This window comes from Pseudomonas sp. SMN11 (assembly GCF_052041945.1).
In the GTDB taxonomy this organism is placed as follows: Bacteria; Pseudomonadota; Gammaproteobacteria; order Pseudomonadales; family Pseudomonadaceae; genus Aquipseudomonas.
Genome location: NZ_JBKGGW010000026.1, coordinates 39,701 through 60,432 on the forward strand (window position 1 = coordinate 39,701; position 20,732 = coordinate 60,432).

17 protein-coding genes and 1 riboswitch are annotated in these 20,732 nt (G+C 64.1%); of the genes, 8 read left to right on the forward strand and 9 right to left on the reverse strand.

Translation table 11 applies throughout. The features are described 5' to 3' along the window. The first annotated feature begins 17 nt into the window (after nucleotides 1–17). From ACLEJU_RS19920 to ACLEJU_RS19940, 5 genes are all read left to right on the forward strand, one after another. Entirely contained in the window at nucleotides 18–1,508 is a 1,491-nt protein-coding gene (locus ACLEJU_RS19920; protein ID WP_435423693.1) for a heme utilization protein, read from the forward strand. A 68-nt stretch (nucleotides 1,509–1,576) separates the two neighbouring features. Then, entirely contained in the window at nucleotides 1,577–2,257 is a 681-nt protein-coding gene (locus ACLEJU_RS19925; protein WP_435423694.1) for a C39 family peptidase, read from the forward strand. Nucleotides 2,258–2,303: 46 nt separating this feature from the next. After that, a complete protein-coding gene (locus tag ACLEJU_RS19930) occupies nucleotides 2,304–3,050 on the forward strand; it encodes a hypothetical protein (RefSeq protein ID WP_435423695.1) in 747 nt (248 codons plus the stop codon). A 47-nt stretch (nucleotides 3,051–3,097) separates the two neighbouring features. Continuing rightward, nucleotides 3,098–4,378, forward strand: a complete 1,281-nt coding sequence (locus tag ACLEJU_RS19935) for a hypothetical protein (RefSeq protein ID WP_435423696.1) — start codon at nucleotides 3,098–3,100, stop codon at nucleotides 4,376–4,378. A gap of 102 nt (nucleotides 4,379–4,480) precedes the next feature. Beyond that, a complete protein-coding gene (locus tag ACLEJU_RS19940; protein ID WP_435423697.1) occupies nucleotides 4,481–6,703 on the forward strand; it encodes an LTA synthase family protein in 2,223 nt (740 codons plus the stop codon). Here the strand turns inward: ACLEJU_RS19940 and ACLEJU_RS19945 are convergent, their stop codons facing one another. Further along, nucleotides 6,704–8,029: a sigma 54-interacting transcriptional regulator gene (locus tag ACLEJU_RS19945; protein WP_435423698.1), complete on the reverse strand. Its 1,326-nt coding sequence runs from the start codon at nucleotides 8,027–8,029 to the stop codon at nucleotides 6,704–6,706. A 343-nt stretch (nucleotides 8,030–8,372) separates the two neighbouring features. Between ACLEJU_RS19945 and ACLEJU_RS19950 the strand changes: the two genes are divergently transcribed. Then, nucleotides 8,373–8,639 (forward strand): hypothetical protein, encoded by a 267-nt coding sequence (locus ACLEJU_RS19950; protein WP_027919312.1) that lies wholly within the window; start codon nucleotides 8,373–8,375, stop codon nucleotides 8,637–8,639. 114 nt (nucleotides 8,640–8,753) lie between these two features. Here ACLEJU_RS19950 and ACLEJU_RS19955 read toward each other — a convergent pair whose 3' ends face one another. The 4 genes from ACLEJU_RS19955 to cobW all read right to left on the reverse strand — a co-directional run bounded on the left by ACLEJU_RS19955 (nucleotide 8,754) and on the right by cobW (nucleotide 15,257). Further along, on the reverse strand, nucleotides 8,754–9,320 hold the full coding sequence (locus tag ACLEJU_RS19955; RefSeq protein WP_435423716.1) for a vWA domain-containing protein: 567 nt from the start codon (nucleotides 9,318–9,320) through the stop codon (nucleotides 8,754–8,756). Between the two features lie 101 nt (nucleotides 9,321–9,421). Beyond that, nucleotides 9,422–10,423, reverse strand: coding sequence for an ATP-binding protein (locus ACLEJU_RS19960; protein ID WP_435423699.1), 1,002 nt, complete (start codon nucleotides 10,421–10,423; stop codon nucleotides 9,422–9,424). A gap of 1 nt (nucleotide 10,424) precedes the next feature. Next, a complete protein-coding gene (cobN, locus tag ACLEJU_RS19965; protein WP_435423700.1) occupies nucleotides 10,425–14,186 on the reverse strand; it encodes a cobaltochelatase subunit CobN in 3,762 nt (1,253 codons plus the stop codon). Between the two features lie 3 nt (nucleotides 14,187–14,189). Next, on the reverse strand, nucleotides 14,190–15,257 hold the full coding sequence (gene cobW, locus ACLEJU_RS19970) for a cobalamin biosynthesis protein CobW (RefSeq protein ID WP_435423701.1): 1,068 nt from the start codon (nucleotides 15,255–15,257) through the stop codon (nucleotides 14,190–14,192). Between the two features lie 100 nt (nucleotides 15,258–15,357). After that, a riboswitch (cobalamin riboswitch) is annotated at nucleotides 15,358–15,568 on the reverse strand. A 251-nt stretch (nucleotides 15,569–15,819) separates the two neighbouring features. Between cobW and fni the strand changes: the two genes are divergently transcribed. Then, entirely contained in the window at nucleotides 15,820–16,866 is a 1,047-nt protein-coding gene (fni, locus tag ACLEJU_RS19975) for a type 2 isopentenyl-diphosphate Delta-isomerase (RefSeq protein WP_435423702.1), read from the forward strand. A 51-nt stretch (nucleotides 16,867–16,917) separates the two neighbouring features. Continuing rightward, the gene (locus ACLEJU_RS19980) at nucleotides 16,918–17,829 is read left to right on the forward strand and encodes a LysR family transcriptional regulator (RefSeq protein WP_435423703.1); all 912 of its coding nucleotides are present in this window, start codon (nucleotides 16,918–16,920) and stop codon (nucleotides 17,827–17,829) included. Between the two features lie 121 nt (nucleotides 17,830–17,950). On the opposite strand, the gene madM is transcribed toward ACLEJU_RS19980, so the two are convergent. From madM to ACLEJU_RS20000, 4 genes are read right to left on the reverse strand one after another with little or no spacing between them, the layout of a single operon-like run. After that, on the reverse strand, nucleotides 17,951–18,715 hold the full coding sequence (gene madM / locus ACLEJU_RS19985) for a malonate transporter subunit MadM (protein ID WP_435423704.1): 765 nt from the start codon (nucleotides 18,713–18,715) through the stop codon (nucleotides 17,951–17,953). 2 nt (nucleotides 18,716–18,717) lie between these two features. Further along, a complete protein-coding gene (madL, locus tag ACLEJU_RS19990; protein ID WP_435423705.1) occupies nucleotides 18,718–19,140 on the reverse strand; it encodes a malonate transporter subunit MadL in 423 nt (140 codons plus the stop codon). Nucleotides 19,141–19,200: 60 nt separating this feature from the next. Next, entirely contained in the window at nucleotides 19,201–20,121 is a 921-nt protein-coding gene (gene mdcH, locus ACLEJU_RS19995; RefSeq protein ID WP_435423706.1) for a malonate decarboxylase subunit epsilon, read from the reverse strand. Further along, entirely contained in the window at nucleotides 20,118–20,732 is a 615-nt protein-coding gene (locus ACLEJU_RS20000; protein WP_435423707.1) for a malonate decarboxylase holo-ACP synthase, read from the reverse strand. Before ACLEJU_RS20000 ends, mdcH begins: the two co-directional genes overlap by 4 nt.

The following is a 20,732-nucleotide window of genomic DNA, read 5'->3' on the forward strand; positions in this document are numbered from 1 at the left end:
AAAGACGGAGAAACACCATGAAACCCTCGATGGCAATCAAACCTCTGGTTTTCGCAATTGCTGCGGTCATGGCTGTTGCTGCACAAGCGGATCAGAACGATCGTCGTGGCCACGGCCACAACAACAATAACCACACACCACCAGCACGTGCGGTGATGACCGATGCCACCGCCAACGCAAATGACGGCCAGAGAAGCACCGGCAATACCATCCGCAACCAAGGCACCATCAACGAAGCCGAGATGAGCAGCTCGGGCGCGGGTGCCAGCGGCAACGTGGGTGTCAACGTGGCGGCCGGTAACGGCAACCAGCAAGCCAACGCATCGGCAATCGCCAACACCTCGTCCGACAACGCAGCCATCGACAATAGCTTCGTCTTCGGCACCTCGAATGCGACCGCCGAAATCACCCAGCGCAGCAACAACAACAAGGTCAACAACTGGTCGACCCAAAGCTCCGCCGTCATGAGCGGCTCGGCCGAAGGTAGCAGCGGCAACCTTGGCATCAACATCGCTGGCGGCGATCTCAACCAGCAGAAAAACAGCATGGCCATCGCCAACAACGCTGCAGCCATCGGTAACGCTACCGCCACTGCTTCGGCCAACCAGAATGGCCCTGGTCTGGAAGTGAACAACTCTGCCGACCGCACCTACACCGTCGATACGCTGACCTTCACCACCTCCTCGAGTGGTTCGTCCTCTCGTAGCGGTGCATTCGATGCCAGTGTCGACAAGAGCTCCAGCTCGAGCTACAGCGCGTCGGGTAGCCAGAGCGCCAGCGCCAGCGGGTCGAAGAGCAGCAGCTCCAGCGGCTCGACCAGCATGACCGCCAGCGGCTCCAACAGCAGCAGCGCCAGCGGCAGCAACAGCTCGACCGCCAGCGGTTCCAACAACTGGGCTGCAAACGGCTCTTCCAGCCGCGACCACAGCTCGTCGTCCAACACCACGGTTAGCGCCTCGCTCGATGCCAACGTCAATGGCAGTGCATCGTCGTCGCAAACCTTCGGCAACTTCACCCGTTCGCGCAGCTCGGACTTCGACGCAACCTTGGGTGCTTCCCTTGATGCATCGATCGACAAGTCGCATGAGTCGGCCAGCAACTCGTCCTTCGACAAGTCGCTGAGCTCATCCTTCGACAGGGCTCGTGATTCTTCGTATGACCGTTCCCGTGACTCGTCCTACGACAAGGCTCGCGATACGTCCTACGAGAAAGCCAATGCGTCTGACTGGGAAAAAGCCAGTGCGTCGGCTTACGACAAAGCCGGCGAGAAAGCTTCGCAGTCTTCGGACAGCATCTCGAAGAGCTTCAGCGAGTCTAGCGAGTACGCGCTGAGCAACACCGTGTCGTTCCAAGTGCTGACCCCGACCGGCTGGGCCAACCCTGTGACCAACACCGCCACCCTGAGTGGTTCGGTGAACGGTGGCAGCGGCAACCTGGGCGTGAACGTGGCGGCGGGTGTAGGCAACCAGCAGAGCAACTCGCTGGCCATCTCCAACACCTCGATGTAACAGCTGCGCTGTGGAGGCTCCCTGCGGGGAGCCTCTTTCTAACAAGAAGAAGGCAGGGGGCGTCGAACATGCGCATTATCGCCTTGGCATTTCTGCTGTGCATCGCCACGGTCGGCGAAGCGTCCCAGATGCCGTTGTCCGTGCTGCCGGGTGGTGCGGTGATCTACAAGCCGATCCAGAGCATTCGCGAACGCAAGTTTGCCGACCTGGTTCAACAGAAGACCGATTTCAGCTGCGGTGCAGCCTCGCTGGCGACCATCCTGCGCCAGGCCTACTGGCTGGATGTGGATGAACACCAGGTCATCGAGGGCATGCTGGCCCATGCCGACCAGGATCTGGTGCGCACCCAGGGGTTCTCCATGCTCGACATGAAGAAATATGTCGAAAGCCTGGGCATGCGCGCACGTGGCTACAAGGTGGCCCCAGACACCCTGCACAGCATCCGCATCCCAGTGGTGGTGTTGATGGATATCCGCGGCTACAAGCACTTCGTGGTGATGCAGAAAGTCGACAGAGGCTGGGTGTACATCGGTGACCCGGTGCTGGGCCATAAACGCTTCAAACTCGATGACTTCGTCAAGGGCTGGAACGGCATCATCTTCGCCGTCATCGGTCAGGGCTATGACAAGAGCAACATTCTCCTCGACCCGCCGCTGCCGCTGAGCGCCAAGAACCGCGTCAGCAATTTCACGCCGGTGCAGGATGCGGAGCTGATGGACTTCGGTTTCATTCAAAGCGACTTCTTCTAACGACCTACTTGCAATGAAGTAGGGCAAGACGTTCCGGGAGCATTCCATGAAGACTTCCCTGTGGCTGGCCGTCATGTGCCTGGCCGCCAGCCTGCCGAGCCAGGCAGAAACGTTCAAACCGATCGAGCTGAAGGATCAGGAGCTGGCCAGCCTGCGCGGGCGCTATGTGATGCCTGGGCGAATTGTCAGCTTCGGCGTGGTCATGAGCAGCACCTGGCAGAACGCCAACGGCGAAGTGATCGGCGCGACGTCAACGATGCAAATTCAGCAATCGACCATCAAGCCACAGTTCTATGTATCGATGATCGATGAAAAAGGTACTGGCCGCGGACAAAGCAGCAGCGCCGGTACCGGTACCGTCACCGGCGGCAGCGGCCTCAACTCCACCGAGGGCGTGACCCAGGTAGTTCGCGCGGCCGGCGATTTCAACATGGCCCACAACAATGTCGACATCAACGTCAGCAAGGGCAATGAAGCGCCAGCCGACCCACCGCAGGGTCAGGCCCTGGCGGCGGGCTCCACGCTGGTGGTGGCCAACGGCGCAGGCTCGATGAGCGTGTCGGCAGGCAGCGGCGGCGTTCAGATGAACATCGTCGCCAATGGCAACCAGGGCAGCAGCCTGCAACGCCTGGGTCAGGGCGGCCTCATGCAGAACACCACGCTACTGGGCTCCAGCAACCGGGTCAGCAACTTGACCTCGCTCAATGTGGTACTGCGTGAAAACGCACCGGTAGCCGGGTCTGTAGGGGCTAATCTTGATCAGCTCAAAGGCCTTCGCAATCTCGGATACTGATCTACGCTCAAGTCTCATCGTATGTAGTCAGAAGGGACGGCTAATCCATGCACCGTTTGTCGACGTTCAGAGCTATCGTTTATATTTCAACATTGGCCCCGGCCACTCTGCTGCAAGCGGCAACCGACCCTCAGGTCGAAGCACTAAAACAGGAACTGATTGCGCTGAAACAGCGCTACGAGGCCCAACAGAACGCACTGATGGTACTGGAACAGCGGCTCAAGCAAGTCGAGGAGGCCCCCGCTCAGCCTGCACCGAAGCGCCTGACCAAGTCCCCTGCAGAGGGGGTAAAAGGTGGGCAGACCGTAGCTACCGGCACACCGGGTAGCAGCGGCAGCTCCTATGGGCAGTCGCTGCAGGACAACTCGGAGCCGGCGCAAAGTGTTTCCAACCTGTATGACGAAGCGAGCGGCTTCTTCGGTGGCGGCAAGTTCAGCGTGGAAACCGGGGTGACCTACACCCATTACGATACAAGGGCGCTGACCCTCAACGGGTTCCTGGCCCTGGACTCGATCTTCCTGGGTAACATCAACATCGACCGCATCAAGGCCGACAACTGGACCCTCGACCTCACCGCCCGCTACAACGTGGATCAGCGCTGGCAATTCGATATAAACGTTCCCATCGTCTACCGCCAGTCCACCTACTCCTCTGGCGGTGCAGGCGGTGCTGCAGGGACCACCAACGACGAGTCAGTGACTCGCGACCCTGCCATCGGCGACGTCAACGTCGGTATCGCCTACAAATTCCTCGATGAAGACGAAACCTGGCCGGACGCCGTTGCCACACTGCGGGTAAAAGCGCCGACTGGCAAGGACCCGTATGGCATCAAGCTGATCCAGAGCCCTGGCAACGACAACCTGGCCGTACCGGAAGACCTGCCTACCGGCAACGGTGTCTGGTCGATCTCGCCAGGGCTCTCTTTGGTCAAGACGTTCGACCCGGCGGTGCTGTTCGCCAGCCTGCAATACACCTACAACATGCAGGACTCGTTCAGCGACATCAGCCCGCAGGTCAACACCAAGGTGCCTGGAGACGTAAAACTGGGTGATTCCTGGCAGATCGGCGGCGGTATCGCCTTCGCCTTGAACGAGAAGATGAGCATGTCGTTCTCGGTCACCGATCAATTCTCACGCAAGAGCAAGATCAAGCCCGACGGCGGCGACTGGCAGTCGGTCACCAACAGCGACTACAACGCAGCCAACTTCAACGTCGGCCTGACCTTTGCCGCCACCAACAACCTGACAATCGTGCCGAACTTGTCGATTGGCCTGACAGAAGATGCACCGGACTTTTCCTTCAGCCTGAAATTCCCGTACTACTTCTGACCGCCGGGGGCGCCTCGCGCCCCCAATTGGTTACCAACATTGTAGCCAACGGCTTTCCTGGGATCGGCCTGTTATCATCGCGCACAAATGTGTGACGATTTCATGTCAAAAAGGAAAGTTTTCGTGAAAAACCTGCAAGGCCCAGCACATACCCGGCTTCTCATCCTGGCCACCCTGGTGCTGGTGATCCCCCTGGTCATGCGTGCCCTGCTGGGCTGGTCGAGCCTGTATGGCTACCTGTCGGATCTGGCGCTGGGCAGCCTGCTGTTGCTGCTGTTACAACGCCGCCCGTGGTGGCTTGCGTTGCCGGTTCTGCTGGCCTGGGCCGCGCTTTGGGTGGCTTCGGCCGAACTGGTCAGCGCCGTTGGCAGGCTGCCGACAAGTGCCGACCTGACCTATCTGTTCGACCCGCAGTTCATGGAAAACTCCACCGGTGGCAGCCTGGCCCATGCCTGGCTGCCCATAATGCTCGGTGGCGGCCTGCTGCTCTGGCTGGGGAGCGCCTTGCGCAGCCGCAGCCAGCCTGCCGACAAATTCACTCGCAAGGCCTGGGCCATCCCGGCGCTGCTGTTCGCGGCCCACTGGGGTAGCCAGCACCTGGCACCCAGCGATGCTGACCAGTGGCGCCAGTACAATCTCCCCCATCAGTTGCTGACTGCCGCCACCGGTGACCTGCAGCGTCAGCTCCAGCACTGGGCCGGCCACACGCCCACCATCACGCCGCTGCCAAGTGCCGGCCTGACCCAGCATGACCTGAGCGGGCAAACGCTGCTGGCAGCGCCAGGCCGCGCCCGCAACCTGCTGGTGATCACCCTGGAAGGCATCCCGGGTGCCTACGTGCGCCCCAACCGCCAGGCCCTGCAAAGCCGTTTCGACGAAGACCTGATGCCCAAGCTCAGCCACTGGGCAGAACGGGGCATGAACACCCCAGACTATGTACTTCATACCCACCAGACCATCCGCGGCCTGTATGCGATGCTGTGCGGCGACTACGACAAGCTGGCCAACGGCACGCCGAAGGGTGTCGAACTGCTCACCCAGCAACAGCGCAACCAGGCCTGCCTGCCGGCACAGCTGCGCCAGGCCGGGTTCACCACGCATTACCTGCAAGGCGCCGGCCTGCGCTTCATGGCCAAGGACCGGATCATGCCGCATATCGGCTTCGACTCGGTGCACGGGCTGGAGTGGTTCAGCAACAACAACTACCTGGAGTTCCCGTGGGGCAAGGATGATCGAGCGTTCTTCGAAGGCGCCCTGGATTATGTCGGCCAGCTGCGCCAGCAGGACCGCCCGTGGATGCTCACCCTGCTGACCGTGGGCACCCACCAGCCCTACTCCGCCCCCGAGGAATACCTGCAGCGCTACGACACCGCCAAGCAAGCGGCGGTCGCCTACCTCGATGATGCAATCGGCGCCTTCCTCGACAACCTCGACCGCCAGGGCGTGCTCAAGGACACTCTGGTGGTGATCACCTCGGACGAATCCCATGGTATCGATGGCGTGCGCCTGGCGTCGTCCTGGGGCTTCAACCTGACCCTGGCACCCGAGCAGGCAGAACTGCCGAGCGTCAAGAACGGGACCTACGGCCACATCGACCTGGCCACGTCGCTGCTTGACTACTTTGCCCTGCCGATCCCGGTCGCACTCGGCGGGCGCTCGCTGTACCGTGATTACGACAGCGGCCGGGAGATGATTTCCTACACCAACGGCATGCTGCGCTACCACGACGGCAAGGGCGTCTTCACCGAGTGCGACTTCCAGCAGCGCTGCCGCCGCTACGAAAGCCCAGGTTTCATCGCCGACAAGGCCCGCTATCTCGGCCCCGGCGACGGTACCCTCGGCGCACAGATCGGTGCGCTGGCCGGGGTGCTCGACCAGTCCCTGCTGCAGACGCCGCTCAACCTGCGCTACCAGTTCGGCGGGCCGTCCGCCATCCAGTTGCAGGCACGCATTCGCGACGACTGGGCCGACAACCTGATCGGCGCGCAGTACCTGGAAATGCCCGAGGGCTCGCACACCCGGGTGCGGGTCAAGGTTCGTGCGCTGGACCCGCAGCACGCGGCCTATATCCAGCTCAAGGCCAAGGAACTGGAGCAGGATGTACCGCTGGGCTTGCCCGAGGAGATTCAGGTGACGGCCGACAAACCGCTGGAAATGGAATTCGGCTTCGATAACCCGACTATGCGCAAGGCGTTTTCCTTCCACTTGCTCGGTTATGGCGGCGGCGAGGTTGAGGTCAGCGACTTCAGCGTGATCACCGCGCTACCGGGCGAAGAAGAGCCGCTGGAAGACTTGTCTGACGGGCATATCGCCCAGTCCAGCTGATCAGCGGATCTGGTGCTTGTGCAGCAGCCGGTAGAACGTCGGCCGTGAGACCCCAAGCGCCTTCGCGGCGATGCTCATGTTGTTGCTGTGCCGGTCCAGCACATCGCACAGCGCCTGGCGCTCAGCCCGGTGCTTGTAGTCTTCCAGAGTGCCCAGGGGCTGCTCTTCCTGCTCCAGCCCCTGCAGGCCAAGGTCCTGGGCCTCGATCTGACGCCCTTCGGCCAGCACCAGCCCGCGCCTGACCCGGTTGGCCAACTCGCGTACATTGCCCGGCCAGTTGTGGCGCCCCATCGCCGCCAGCGCGTGATCGCTGAACGACCGCGGCCTGCGGCCTGTTTCCAGGCTGTAGAAGTGCGAAAAGTGATTGGCCAGCATCGACAGGTCGCCGTGGCGGTCGCGCAGCGGTGCCGTCACCACCTGCAGCACGTTGAGCCGGTAGTACAAGTCTTCGCGAAACCGCCCATGCTCGATGGCTTTCTCCAGGTCCACATGGGTAGCCGCCAATACCCGTACGTCCACCGGTATCGGCTGGCTTCCGCCAACCCGCTCAATGTGCTTTTCCTGCAGAAAGCGCAGCAAGTTGGCCTGCAACTCCAGGGGCAGGTCGCCAATTTCGTCAAGGAACAAGGTGCCGCCATGGGCCGCCTCGATCCGCCCCACCTTGCGCTGGTGGGCACCGGTGAAGGCGCCTTTCTCATGCCCGAACAACTCGGACTGGATCAGGTTCTCAGGGATGGCCCCGCAATTAATGGCGATGAACGGCATCTCGCTGCGCTGTGATTGCCGGTGCAACGTGCGCGCCACCAGTTCCTTGCCAGTGCCGCTCTCGCCGCGGATCAGCACGGGTGACTCGGTAGGGGCCAGCTTGCCGAGCAACTTGCGCAATTCCAGGATCGGCCGGCTGTCACCGAGCAGTTCATGCTCCAGCCCATCCACCCTCACCGCACCCTTGCCACGCAGGCGAGCCATGCCGAACGCCCGCCCCAGCGTTACCAATACGCGGGAAAAGTCGAACGGCAAGGTGTGGAAGTCGAAGAACCACTCGCAGACAAAATCACCGACATTCTGCATGCGCAACTGCTCGGCGTTGAGCACGGCGATCCACTCGGTATTGCTGCGCTTGATCATGTCCTTGACCGCATCAGGATGGCGCAGGTGCGACGCCTGCAGGCGCAACAGGCCAATATCGCAACGATGCTCCAACGCCAAGTCGAGGCTACAGCTGTGAACGTCCCAGCCGGCACTCTCCAGGCCTGGTAACAGACGGTGACAATCGTCGCAGGGGTCGACGATGAGTAAGCGACGCAGAGCGGCAGTCTCGTGCATGACCGTTCCTTGGCGCCAATTGTTGGTTTTTTATGTGAAAACAGTAAGTTGCGGCGCCGAATTAACAGTAGCAACGAACTTGACACTGCCCACGACCGTCTGTCTGCCGGATTCTGCACGGCCAGAGCCGTTCGGGAATTTTTCATATTTATTGGCGTCACAGCGGCGCCGGGAAACAGAAAATTTGTAACTCGCAAAAAATTTACACGCGCTGTGTGACTCCACCCCTAACTTGGAGCATCAGTACGAGTAACCCCGCGCTGCGGATCGCGATAACACCTGAAGCGACGTAGCAGTTACGCGGACCTAATTTCGATGTTTGGGACCATAGAGAGACCGAACCATGAATGCACCGCTGCGTGTCAACGAGGCACTGCTGATTGCCGACCACGCCTTCGAACCCTTCCAGTGCGTTGCCTGGGATGCACCCAACGGCACCGGCGAGCTGAGCCTGGCGGTGATTGACCGGACCAGCACCCGTATCGGCAGCAAACAAGTTTCGTCGCGTATCTATTCGGACCCTGCACAATGGGCCAGCCTGATCGAGGAAGTACGTGCCGAACTGTGCCAGAAAGGTTATGACCTGCAGCCTTGGTCGATGCCGAAGTAATATCGCTGCGTCTCTGCAAGTGCGTGCCCGGCACGCACTTGAACAACTTTTCATTCCCCTGCCAGGCAACTTCCTTATTGCGACATAGTGTCGCGCCTATCCCTTTCGCCTAACTCACTCCATTACCTTGAATTGCTCAAGATGCTGATAGTCGGCCTGTAGTTCCGTGGCCAACTGTTGTGCCCGGCCCAGGCGAACTGGCGCCAATTCCATGTCCACCACCACGGTGGCGCAAGGCATGGGATGCACGGCCTGCCAGCGCTGCAGGCGACCATCGGTGAACACCAGGCAGCGCTGCAACTCATGGGGATGAGCTTTCTGCCGGGCCTGCAGCCAACGCCGGGCTTGCTCCAGTGCCGCGATCAAAGGCGTGCCACCGCCAGCCCCCAGGGCCTGCAACCAAGGCTGCAGGCTTGCCGACGCCTTGAGGCCATGGCGCTGCCATTGCGGTGCACCGCCGCTGGCCGTGAGAAGGGCAAGACGGCCGCGTTGCCGATAGGCTTGGTCGAACAATTCGGCCAGCAGGCCTTTGCACTGCGCCAGGGCCTGATGACGCCTCGTCGAAGCCGAGGCGTCGACGATCACCAGCCACAGTTCATTGGCTTGGGCTTGGCGCTGCTGCCAGCAAAGGTCCTGGCGCAGCTTCGGGCGCCCCTTGAGCAAGGTCGGCAGCCAGGCCACCCGGCCAGAGGATGCCGCACGGGCGCGGCCACGGCTGGCACCCGCCAGTTTTCCGGCACGAGGCACGGCATCCGCCCTCCTCAAACCTGGCTGGCGGATGCTCAGGGCTTTTTTGCCCAGTTCGGCACCTCTCGCCGCGCACCGCTGCTGACAGGCTGCGCGGGCAGCTCGCCCCAATCGCTCTGCCCGCCCTCGCCCTGCCGGTCGCGGCCAGCCGCGGCACCCGGTGGCGCAGCGGCTGGCGCATCGGGCGCCGCGCGCCGGCGATGTCGCAAGGCGAATTCGGCCACGGCATCGACATCCTCCTCCTCGATCACCTGGCCACCGCGCCAGGCACAATGGGCCCGAGCCGCGCGCAGCCAGACCAGGTCGGCACGCAGACCATCGACGCCAGCGGCGAAACAACGCTCGGTGATCCATGCCAGGGCCTGATCGTCCAGGGCAATTGCCGCCAGCCCCTGGCGCGCCGCCTGGCAGCGCTCGCGCAGTTGCGCCTGGGCACTGGCCCACTGCTCGCAGAATGCCTGCGGGTCGCTGTCGAAGGCCAGCCGCCGGCGAATGATCTGCTGGCGCGCCTCTGGGGCTGGCAGGCCATCGAGCGCCACATTCAGGCCGAAGCGGTCGAGCAGTTGCGGGCGCAACTCGCCTTCCTCGGGGTTCATGGTGCCGATCAGGACGAAACGGGCACTGTGCCGATGGGAAATGCCGTCACGCTCGATGCGGTTGGTGCCACTGGCGGCCACATCCAGCAACAGGTCGACCAAGGTGTCGGGCAGCAGATTGACTTCATCGACATACAGCACGCCACCATCGGCGTGGGCGAGCACGCCGGGGGAAAACTGCGATTTGCCCTGGCCGAGTGCGGCATCCAGGTCCAGCGTGCCGATCAGGCGCTCTTCACTCGCCCCCAGCGGCAAGGTCACAAACGGGCCTTCGCCCAGCAGGTCGGCCAGGCCGCGCGCCAGGGTGCTCTTTGCCATGCCACGCGGCCCCTCGATGAGCACGCCACCGATCTTCGGGTCGATGGCGGTCAGGCACAGGGCCAGCTTGAGGTCATCGGCACCGACCACGGCTGCCAGCGGAAATTGTACGGGTTCACTCATTTCAAGCCTGTTCCTCGCCGTCGAGCAACTGCTCCTCAAGCGCCTCGCGATATTCACCGGGGGCTTCCCAAAGCCCGCGTTGCTGGGCTTCCAGCAAGCGCTCAGTGAGGTCGCGCAGGGCCTCGGGGTTGTGCTCGCGCATGAAGTCTCGGGTCGCCGGATCGAGCACGTAGGCATCGGCCAGCGACTGGTAGTGATGGTCGTCGATCAGGTGCGTGGTGGCGTCGAAGGCGAACAGATTGTCGACGGTCGCGGCCAGCTCGAACGCGCCCTTGTAGCCATGGCGTTTCGCCCCGTCGATCCATTTCGGGTTCAAGGCACGGGCACGGATCACGCGGTTGAGCTCTTCCTTCAAGGTGCGGATCCGCGGCCGGTCGACCTGGCTGTGGTCGCCGTGGTAACTGGCCACTGCCCCGCCAGACAAGGTCTCCGACGCCGCCAGCATACCGCCCTGGAACTGATAGTAATCGTTGGAATCGAGCAGGTCGTGCTCGTGGTTGTCCTGGTTCTGCAACACCGCCTGCACCTGGCCCAGGCGCCGGGCGAACTGAGCGCGCGCCGGGGTGCCTTCATCGCTGGCACCGTAGGCGTAGCCACCATGGTTGAGGTACACCTCGGCGAGGTCGTCGCGATTGTGCCACAGGCGGCCATCAATGGCGTTCTGCACGCCGGCACCGTAGGCGCCAGGTTTGGCCCCGAACACCCGCCAACCCGCCTGGCGCGCCGCCTGTTCGGCATCCACGCCCTGCGCCTGCAGGCTGGTGCGCTCGTTGCGCACCCGTGCGGCCAGGGGGTTGAGGTCGTCCGGCTCGTCCAATGCCGCCACGGCCTGCACCGCCGCATCGAACAGTCGGATCAGGTTGCCGAAGGCATCGCGGAAGAAGCCCGAAACACGCAGCGTCACGTCCACCCGTGGGCGATCAAGCAGGCTCAGTGGCAGGATCTCGAAGTCGTCAACCCGCTGGCTGCCGGTGGCCCACACCGGGCGCACGCCCATCAGCGCCATGGCCTGGGCGATGTCGTCGCCACCAGTGCGCATGGTCGCCGTACCCCACACCGACAGGCCCAGCTGGCGCAGATGGTCGCCATGGTCCTGCAGATGCCGTTCGAGGATCAGGTTGGCCGAGGCGAACCCCAGGCGCCAGGCCGTGGTGGTCGGCAGATTGCGCACATCCACGGTGTAGAAGTTGCGGCCAGTGGGCAATACGTCCAGGCGGCCGCGGCTGGGTGCGCCGCTGGGTCCTGCCGGCACGAAACGCCCGGCCAGCGCAGCAAGCAACCCATTGATTTCTGCCGTACCGCAGGCATCCAGGTCCGGTGCGACTTGCTCGCGCAGGGCTTTTATCACCTCGTGCACCGGATGCCAATCGGGCTGCTCGGGCAGTTGCACCTGCCCCTCCAGTGCCTGCTCGATGATGCGCAACGCAAGCAGCTCAAGGCGCTCACGAGTATCCCCGCAAGTGCGCCACGCGCCGTTTGTCACGGCCTGCAGCAGCGCCGGCTGTGGCCCTGACCAGGCCTCGCCGAGGTCGCAATCGAGGGGATCGAAGCCCAGCGCCAATGCCTTGGCCAGCGCCCGCAGCAAACTGGCATTGCCACTGCGGCCGTCGCCACGCTCAACGCGCAGCAAGGCCAGCAAGGTATCGAGGCGCAGGCGGGCCTGCGGTGACTGGCCAAATACATGCAAGCCGTCGCGAATCTGCGATTCCTTGAGGTCGCACAGGTAGGTGTCCAGGCGCGGCAGCCAGACGGCGGCATCGTCCAGCTGGCCTTCCAGCTGCAACTCACGGTCGATATGGTTGGCCTTGACCAGCTCGAGAATGTCGCGCTGCAGCTCACGCGCGCGCCGCGGGTCGAGCAACTGGGCTTCGTAGAACTCGTCCGCCAGCTGTTCCAGATGGCGCAAGGGCCCGTAGGTTTCGGCGCGAGTCAGCGGCGGCATCAGGTGATCGATGATCACTGCCTGGATCCGGCGCTTGGCCTGGGCGCCTTCGCCTGGGTCGTTGACGATGAACGGGTAGATGTTCGGCAGCGGGCCGAGCAGTGCGTCCGGCCAGCATTGTGCGGAAAGGCCGACGCCCTTGCCGGGCAGCCATTCCAGGTTGCCATGCTTGCCGACGTGGATGACGGCATCGGCAGCAAAGGCATGGCGCAGCCAGAAGTGAAAGGCCAGGTAGCCATGGGGCGGCACCAGGTCCGGGTCGTGGTACACCGCGCTGGGATCGACGTGATATCCGCGCGCCGGCTGGATGCCAACGAAGGTCAGGCCAAAGCGCAAACCAGCCACCATCAGGCGGCCTGCGCGGTACATCGGGTCTTGCTCGGGCGGCCCCCACCGTTCCAGCACGGCCTGGCGGTTGGCCTCGGGCAGGCGTTCGAACGCCGCCTGATAGTCCGCAAGGCTCAGGCTCTGGGCGCAGGGGCGCTGGTCGAGGTGCTCGAGGTCATTGGTGACGCCGCCGAGCAACTGATGAATCAGTTGCGTGCCGCTGCCTGGCAGCTCCGCAAGCGGATAGCCCTCGGCCTGCAGCGCCTTGAGGATGTTCAGGGCGGCAGCTGGAGTATCCAGGCCAACGCCATTGCCAATGCGGCCATCGCGGGTCGGGTAGTTGGCCAGCACCAGGGCCACACGCTTTTGCCCATTGGGCAGGCGCGCCAGTTCGACCCAGCGCCGTGCCAGCTCGGCGACGAAGTCCATACGCTCGGGGTGTGCGCGGTAGCAGACCACGTCGGACTGGCTGCGCTCGCTGCGCCAGGCCATGTCCTTGAAGCTCACCGGGCGGGTGATGATGCGCCCGTCCAGCTCCGGCAAAGCGATGTGCATGGCCAGGTCGCGGGCACCGAGGCCCTGCTCGCTGGCCTCCCAACCGGGTTGGTTGTCCTGTGCGCAGATGGCCTGCAACACCGGGACATCACGGCGGAACGGGCGCAGGTTGGGGCGTTCCGGGCTGGACAGGGCAAACCCTGTGGTGTTGATCAACACCTCCGCGCCCACTTCGTCCAGCCAAGCCTCGACCTGCTCCAGGCAGGCACTTTCCTTGAGGCTGGCTACTGCGATGGGCAACGGGTTGAGGCCCGCCGCCTGCAAGCGCTCGCAGAACACGTCGATAAAGGCGGTGTTGGCGGCCTGCAGGTGTGAACGATAGAACAGCAATGGCGCCACCGGGTGTTCGGGGTTCCACTGGCTGTACCAGTCCTCGAGCAGCGCGCCAGGTTTGCGCGGGTGATACACCGAAGTCCGCGGCAAAGGCTGCGGTTCGTCCCAACGGTAATCGCGCCCCAGCCACTGGTTGGCCAAGCATTTGAACAGGTTGACGGCGTTGCTCTTGCCGCCCTGGCGCAGGTAGTGCCAGAGGCGTTCGGCCGGCTCGCCGGTGACGGTTCCGAGGCCGGTCAGCTCCGGGTCCGGGCGGTCATCGCCGGGGACCAGAATCAGCTGCACGCCCCGTGCTGCCAGCTCGACCAACTGTTCGACGCCATAGCGCCAGTAACCGACGCCGCCATGCAGCGACACCAGAATCACCTTGGCATGGCGCAGTACCTCGTCGACATACAGGTCGACCGAGGCATGGTTCTGCACCTGCATCGGGTTGGCCAGGCGCAGGCTGGGGAAATCGTCCGGCAGTTGCTCGGCGGTTTCGGCGAGCAACGCCAAGTGCGAGTCGCCGCTGCAGAGGATCACCAGGTCGGCGGGTGTCTGGCCGAGGTCGGCGATGCTGTCGTCCGGCACGAAGCCGCCGGGCTGGGTCCGCAGCAGGTGCATGGGTCAGGCGCCCAGGGCCTGGCGCAGGCGCGCTTCCAGTTGTGCGGCATCGAGGTCCTGGCCAATCAGCACCAGGCGGGTAATGCGTGGCTCGTCGGCGCGCCAGGCACGGTCGAAGTGCTTGTCAAAACGGGTACCCACGCCCTGCACCAGCAGGCGCATCGGTTTGCCGGGGATGGCCGCGAAACCTTTGGCGCGCAGGATGCCGAACTCCACCACCAGCTGGGTCAGTGCATCGAGCAGCAGGCTTTCGTCGGCTTCGGGCAGGTCGATGGAGATCGAGTCGAAAGCGTCATGGTCGTGATCGTCGTGATCATCGCCGTCATGGTGGGAATCGTGATGGGTGCGACGGCCATCGATGTGCGCTTCGGACTCCGCGCCCAAGCCCAGCAGTACTTCCAGCGGTAGCCGGCCGCTGCTGGCCTCGATCACTTTGACCGCCGGTGGCAGCTCCCCGGCCACTTCGGCACGGACCTTGGCCAGGCCTTCGGCGTCGATCAGGTCGGCCTTGTTCAGGACCACCAGGTCGGCGCTGGCCAGTTGGTCGGCGAACAGTTCGTGCAGCGGCGATTCATGGTCCAGGTTGGGGTCCAGCTTGCGCTGCGCGTCGACCTGGTCTGGATAGGCGGCGAAGGTGCCAGCGGCCACGGCCGGGCTGTCGACCACGGTGATCACCGCATCAACAGTGCAGGCGTTGCGGATTTCCGGCCACTGGAAGGCTTGCACCAGGGGCTTGGGCAATGCCAGGCCGCTGGTTTCGATGAGGATGTGATCGAGGTCGCCGCGGCGTGCGACCAGTTCGCGCATCACCGGGAAGAACTCCTCCTGGACGGTGCAGCACAGGCAGCCGTTGGCCAGTTCATAGACGCGGCCGCTGGCTTCTTCCTCGGTGCAACCGATGCTGCATTGCTTGAGGATTTCGCCGTCGATGCCAAGCTCGCCGAATTCGTTGACGATGACCGCGATGCGGCGGCCCTGGGCATTGTCGAGCATGTGGCGGAGCAAGGTGGTCTTGCCCGAGCCGAGGAAGCCGGTAACGATGGTGACGGGGAGCTTGGCCAGTGTTTTCATGTCGCGTTGCCCTTGGCAGGTTGGCGCGGGCACACGGGACGAAAGCCGCAGGCCAGGCCGGCCGGGCTTGTTCGCCACCGGATCACCCCGCCCGGTTGAAAGTCGAATTCGGCTCGAGGCAGGTCTCCTGGCTTGCACCGTTCCAGTTCTTTACAGGCAAGAAGCTGGCGGGATGACGCCTTCCCGCGCGCGGCGCAGTGGCTGTGTCGATCCGTTGTCGGTGCTTACAGTTGCGGGGGCAGCCGCGGCTTGTACCGCGTTCCCGTCTTAGCTTCGGCAGGGCCGAAGAACCTCGAAGACGCAAGGCTACGCGGGGGGTGGCGGGTGGTCAACTGGTGCCCGCCGAAAACCTCGCGGCGCCTGTCCGATCGAGCGCCGCCCGCGCGGCGCTCGATCTCATGGACGCTGCAAGACTACCGGCGATCACCTGCCAGCCCTCACACAATCACAAACCAAGCATCCATTGAAAGGAACCGGTGGCACACGCCAATGCCTGATGTTGTGCCAATTTTCAGCTTATCTATATTTTGCATCCCAGCTGCCCCTTCGAAACGGAGCCGGCATGAAAAAAAGCCCGCTAAGCCAACGCAAGGACGATCACCTGGATATCGTGCTGACCGCCGCCGCCACCGCGCACGGCGTAGACCCCGGCTGGTCGGCACTGCGCTTCGAGCACTGCGCATTGCCCGAAATGGCCCTGGACGACGTCGACCTGAGCACCGAGCTGTTCGGCTGTGCCCTGCGTGCCCCACTGCTGATCAGTTCCATGACCGGTGGCGCCGAACGCGCACGCTTCATTAACCAGCACCTCGCCGAAGCCGCCCAGGCGCTGGGCATAGCCATGGGCGTCGGCTCGCAACGAGTAAGCCTGCGTAGCGACCAGGACCAAGGCCTGACCGACGAACTCCGACGCCTGGCACCGGATGTGCCGCTACTGGCCAACCTCGGCGCCGCCCAGCTGCGAGAGGCCGACGGCTTGGACCTGGCGCGCCGCGCAATCGACACCCTGCAGGCCAATGCCCTGATCATCCACCTGAACCCCCTGCAGGAAGCCGTACAGCCTGAAGGCGACCGTGACTGGCGCGGCGTACTCAAACGCATCGAAGCTCTGACTTCCCAACTGCCGACGCCGGTGATCGCCAAGGAAGTCGGCGCAGGCGTTTCAGCCAGCGTGGCGCGCATGCTGTGTGACGCGGGCGTAGCCATGGTCGATGTCGCCGGAGCCGGCGGCACCAGCTGGGCAGCGGTGGAAGCCGAGCGCGCCGGCAGCGCCGCCGAACGCGAGGTCGCCCTGGCGTTTGCCGACTGGGGCATCCCGACCGCGCAGTGCCTGCTGGCGGTGCGCCGCGCCGTGCCGGAAATCGGCCTGATCGCCTCCGGCGGCGTGGCCAACGGCGTCGATGCTGCCAAGGCCATTCGCCTCGGTGCCGACCTGGTTGGCCAGGCAGCCCATGTACTGAGTGCGGCGATGATCTCCACCCAGGCCGTGGTGGAACATTTCGAGATTCTTCTGCGCCAGTTGCGTATCGCCTGCTTCTGTACCGGGTCGCGCAACCTTGCGCAACTGCGCCGGGCGCGCTTGCTGCCGAGCAACCTGACACCGCCATGAGGCATGCGGCTGTGGCATGATCAGCGGCTCCCTTCCTGCGGGCCCCTGTGCATGCTGATCGACGAAGAACTGACCCTGAAAAAGCTCGAGACCTTCCTCGCCTTCATGCGCAGCGGCAACCTCGGCCGCGCCGCCGCCGAGCTGTCCACCAGCGCAGTCAGCGTGCACCGCGCCATCCACTCCCTGGAAAGCGCCCTGCGCTGCCCGCTGTTCAAACATGAAGGCCGCCAGCTGATACCGCTGGAAAGTGCCTACGTGCTGGAAAAGAAAGCCCGCCAACTGATCCAGGACGCCGAGCAAATGGTGCGCCAGACCCGCGAGGCCGCCGGTTTCTATGCCGAACGCTTCCGCCTTGGCGCGCTGTATTCGCTGACGGTAAAGACCGTGCCGAAGCTGGTGATGGGCCTGAAGCTGCGGCGCAGCGAACTGAACATTGACCTGACCCTGGGCTCGAACGTCGACCTGCTGCAACGCCTGAAAAACCATGAGCTGGAAGCGATTTTGGTGTCACTGGACGAAAGCGTGGCGGACCCGGCCTGCGAGCAACTGCCGCTGTTCTCCGACGACATCTTCCTCGCTGTGCCGACCGACTCGCCCTTTGCCGAGCAGCAGGAGGTCGACCTGGCGGACCTCGCCGACTCCACATTCATCACCCTGACCCAGGGCTTCGCCACCCACCGCGACGGTGCGCGAGTGTTCCAGCAGGCCGGGTTCGAGCCGAAGGTGGCGATGCAGGTGAACGACATCTTCACCTTGCTGAGCATGGTCAGTTCGGGTGTTGGGTTCGCGCTGCTACCGGGGAGGATCGCAGCGGTGTACGAGAACCGCGTGAAGCTGATACCGCTGCAGGCGCGGTATCGGTTGCAGCAGCATATCGGGGTGGTCTTTTTGAAGGCTCGGGAGCGGGAGCCGAATTTGCTGGCTTTGTTGGCTGAATGCAGGATGTACAGCCGGGAGAATTGAGCTGGCCTTCTGGGGCTGCTGTGCAGCCCTTTCGCGACACAAGGCCGCTCCTACAGGCGATCGCGTTCCCTTGTAGGAGCGGCCTTGTGTCGCGAAAGGGCCGCACAGCGGCCCCAGGATTTCAGCCCACCAACCCTCTGACACAGAAGTACAGAATCGAAGGCCCCATCAGACACCCCAACCCGGTATGGAAGGTCGCAGTCAGCGCCCCATAGGGCACCAATCGCCGATCGGTAGCCGCCAGCCCGGCAGTCACACCTGACACCGTCCCCGCCAACCCACCAAACACCATCGCCGAACGCGGATTGTCCAACGCCAGCAACCGCGCCGAAACCGGCGTGAACACCATCACCAGGATCGCCTTGATCAACCCGGTGGCAATCGACAGCGCCACCACATCCGAACTCGCCCCCAACGCAGCCCCGGTCACTGGCCCGACGATATAGGTCACCGCCCCGGCGCCAATGGTGGTCATGCTCACTGCATCCCGGTAACCAAAGGCATAGGCCACCGCGCAACCGACGATGAACGGCAGCACCGTGCCCAGCAGCAGCGATACCGCACCAATCATCCCGGCCTTGCGCGCCTCGGTGGCCTGCACTTCGAAGGCCGTGGCGACGATGGCAAAGTCGCGCAGCATGGCACCGCCCATCAAGCCGATACCGGAGAACAGCGCCATATCCGCCAGGCCCTTCTGCCCACCGGTCACGGTACCACCAACCCAGGCCAGCACCAGGCCGATGACGATGGCGATCGCCGAGCCGTGCACCCGGCCAAAGGTCAGGTACTTCGACAGCAATACCGACAACCACATGATCCCGCCGACCACCGCAAAGGCAGTGATCAGGCCGTTGTGTTCCAGGGCATTGTCAATGATCGGCCACATGATCAACGCCCTCCCGCAGGGGCGGCCTGCGCATTGGCAACCTCAGGCGTATCAGGCGCCGGCAAGGGTTCGCCGCGATGGCTGCGGCTGATCACCGCGATGGTCAGCCCGCACACCAGCACCGCACCGATCGCCGCCAGCAGTGCCACCGGCCCGCCGTGCAGGGCGGTGACCACGTTCTGCTGGGCGGCCATGGCCACCACCACCGGGATGTACATGGCGCCCCAGAAGCCGACGCCGAACTCGCACTCCTTGCTCATGCCGCCTTTGCGGTGCATGTACAGCCGTGCGCAGATCAGCAGGATCATGGCGATGCCGACCCCGCCCACATTGGATTTGACGCCCAGCAGCACGCCCAGGAAGTCGCCGACGATAACGCCGGCCAGCGTGCATACCGCCAGCAGAGCCACACCATAGATGATCATTGTTGTTGTCCTCAGCTTGAGTCGAAGTTGCTTGTTGTTGTTCTTCGAGTTACAGCGCCGTCATCGGTTGTCGGCCACCTCCTGGCGCAACAGCGCGTCGACGGTGTCCCAGCGGGTGGCTTCGAGGGCAACCACCCTGCCCTGTTCGAACACCGGGCGGGCCAGGCCGCTGAGCACGCTGCCTGGCGGCATTTCCAGGTGCAGGCGCACGCCGCGTTCATAGGCGTTGCGCAACGTAGCACGCCAGTCGACCAGCCGGGCCATGTTGCCGGCCAGGTCATCGCGCAGGCGCTGTGGATCGAAGATCGGCCGCGCACTGCTGCCACTCAGGTAGGTAATGCTCGGGCGCCGCAGCTCGACGCTGGCGAACGCAGCCGCCAGCTCGGCAGCCGGGCCGTCGAGTAACGCGCAGTGGGACGGCACGCTCACCGCCAGGCGCCGGGCCACGCCCTGGCCGCGGCCACGTGCCCTGGCGGCGACCTCGGCCATGGCGGTGTCGCTGCCGGCGATGACGATCTGGTTATCGCTGTTGAGGTTGGCCAGGTACACCTCGCCGCCCACCTCTTCCAGCAAGCGTTCGACACTGCTCAAGTCGAGGCCGCTGAGGGCCGTCATGCCGTAGGCCTGTGGGTAGGCCCGCTGCATCAGCTCGCCACGCAAGGCCACCAGGCGCACCGCATCGACGAACTGCAGTGCGCCGGCCGCTACGGCAGCGGGATAAGCACCGATGGACAGGCCGGCCACATAGTCCGGTGCCGGGCTGCGCTGCAGCAGCCAGCGCGCCCAGGCCACCCCGGCCAGCAGCAGACACAGCTGCACGGCACGGGTCGACTGCAACGCCTGGTTGCTGTCGAGCGCAGCAACCTGTTCACCCAGCGCATCACTGGCCTCTTTCAGTAGCAGCGTGGCGCCCTCGGGCAGGCGCTGCAGCATGCCTGCCTGTTGCGCGCCCTGGCCAGGGAAGGCGAACAGGCTGCTCACGCTGCACACTCCAGCGCATTCCACGGGTCGGCGACAAGGCGTGCACCCTGGGCGGACTTCAGCAACACCCGGCGTGCCAGGCCAGCCCACTCGCGCAGGGCCACGGCACCGGCTGGCGTCTCAAGTTGCACATCGATACGGCACGGGCCGCAATCGAGAATATCCAGCAACTCGCGCGCCTTGGCCCGGGCCATGAACTGCGGCGTACGCACCAGCAAGTCGAGGTCACTGGCACCGTGCACGACATTGCAACCAGTGGCCAACTGGTAACCGACGCCTCCCGTCGGCCCCCAAACCAACCCGCAGGCATCGAGCACGGGTGCCACCGACACCAGCGCCCGCAAGGCTGGCCAGGGGCTCTGCCCCGCCCCGCGCAATGCCTCGGGGCTTAGCTGCCGCTGGATATCGCGCACGCGCATCTGCACACCCAGGCGCTGCTCACGCCCCTGCCCGCGCACGCCCACTGCCACCCAGCCGCTGGCACAGGCGGCACGCCGCACTACCACCGGCTGCCCGGCTGCCAATGCCTGAACAGCCCAGGCAGGCGCATCGGCAGGCAGGTCGGCCGGGGGCATGCCCCAGAGCAGGTCATGTGGCTGCAGCAGGCTCAT

Coding starts and splice junctions, on each gene's coding strand:
- ACLEJU_RS19930 (WP_435423695.1), top strand. CDS start 2,304: ATGAAGACTTCCCTGTGGCTGGCCGTCATGTGCCTGGCCGCCAGCCTG.
- ACLEJU_RS19920 (WP_435423693.1), top strand. CDS start 18: ATGAAACCCTCGATGGCAATCAAACCTCTGGTTTTCGCAATTGCTGCG.
- madL (WP_435423705.1), bottom strand. CDS start 19,140: ATGATCATCTATGGTGTGGCTCTGCTGGCGGTATGCACGCTGGCCGGC.
- cobN (WP_435423700.1), bottom strand. CDS start 14,186: ATGCACCTGCTGCGGACCCAGCCCGGCGGCTTCGTGCCGGACGACAGC.
- ACLEJU_RS19960 (WP_435423699.1), bottom strand. CDS start 10,423: ATGAGTGAACCCGTACAATTTCCGCTGGCAGCCGTGGTCGGTGCCGAT.
- ACLEJU_RS19980 (WP_435423703.1), top strand. CDS start 16,918: ATGCTGATCGACGAAGAACTGACCCTGAAAAAGCTCGAGACCTTCCTC.
- cobW (WP_435423701.1), bottom strand. CDS start 15,257: ATGAAAACACTGGCCAAGCTCCCCGTCACCATCGTTACCGGCTTCCTC.
- ACLEJU_RS20000 (WP_435423707.1), bottom strand. CDS start 20,732: ATGAGCCTGCTGCAGCCACATGACCTGCTCTGGGGCATGCCCCCGGCC.
- ACLEJU_RS19940 (WP_435423697.1), top strand. CDS start 4,481: ATGTCAAAAAGGAAAGTTTTCGTGAAAAACCTGCAAGGCCCAGCACAT.
- fni (WP_435423702.1), top strand. CDS start 15,820: ATGAAAAAAAGCCCGCTAAGCCAACGCAAGGACGATCACCTGGATATC.
- ACLEJU_RS19945 (WP_435423698.1), bottom strand. CDS start 8,029: ATGCACGAGACTGCCGCTCTGCGTCGCTTACTCATCGTCGACCCCTGC.
- ACLEJU_RS19925 (WP_435423694.1), top strand. CDS start 1,577: ATGCGCATTATCGCCTTGGCATTTCTGCTGTGCATCGCCACGGTCGGC.
- madM (WP_435423704.1), bottom strand. CDS start 18,715: ATGTGGCCGATCATTGACAATGCCCTGGAACACAACGGCCTGATCACT.
- ACLEJU_RS19950 (WP_027919312.1), top strand. CDS start 8,373: ATGAATGCACCGCTGCGTGTCAACGAGGCACTGCTGATTGCCGACCAC.
- ACLEJU_RS19935 (WP_435423696.1), top strand. CDS start 3,098: ATGCACCGTTTGTCGACGTTCAGAGCTATCGTTTATATTTCAACATTG.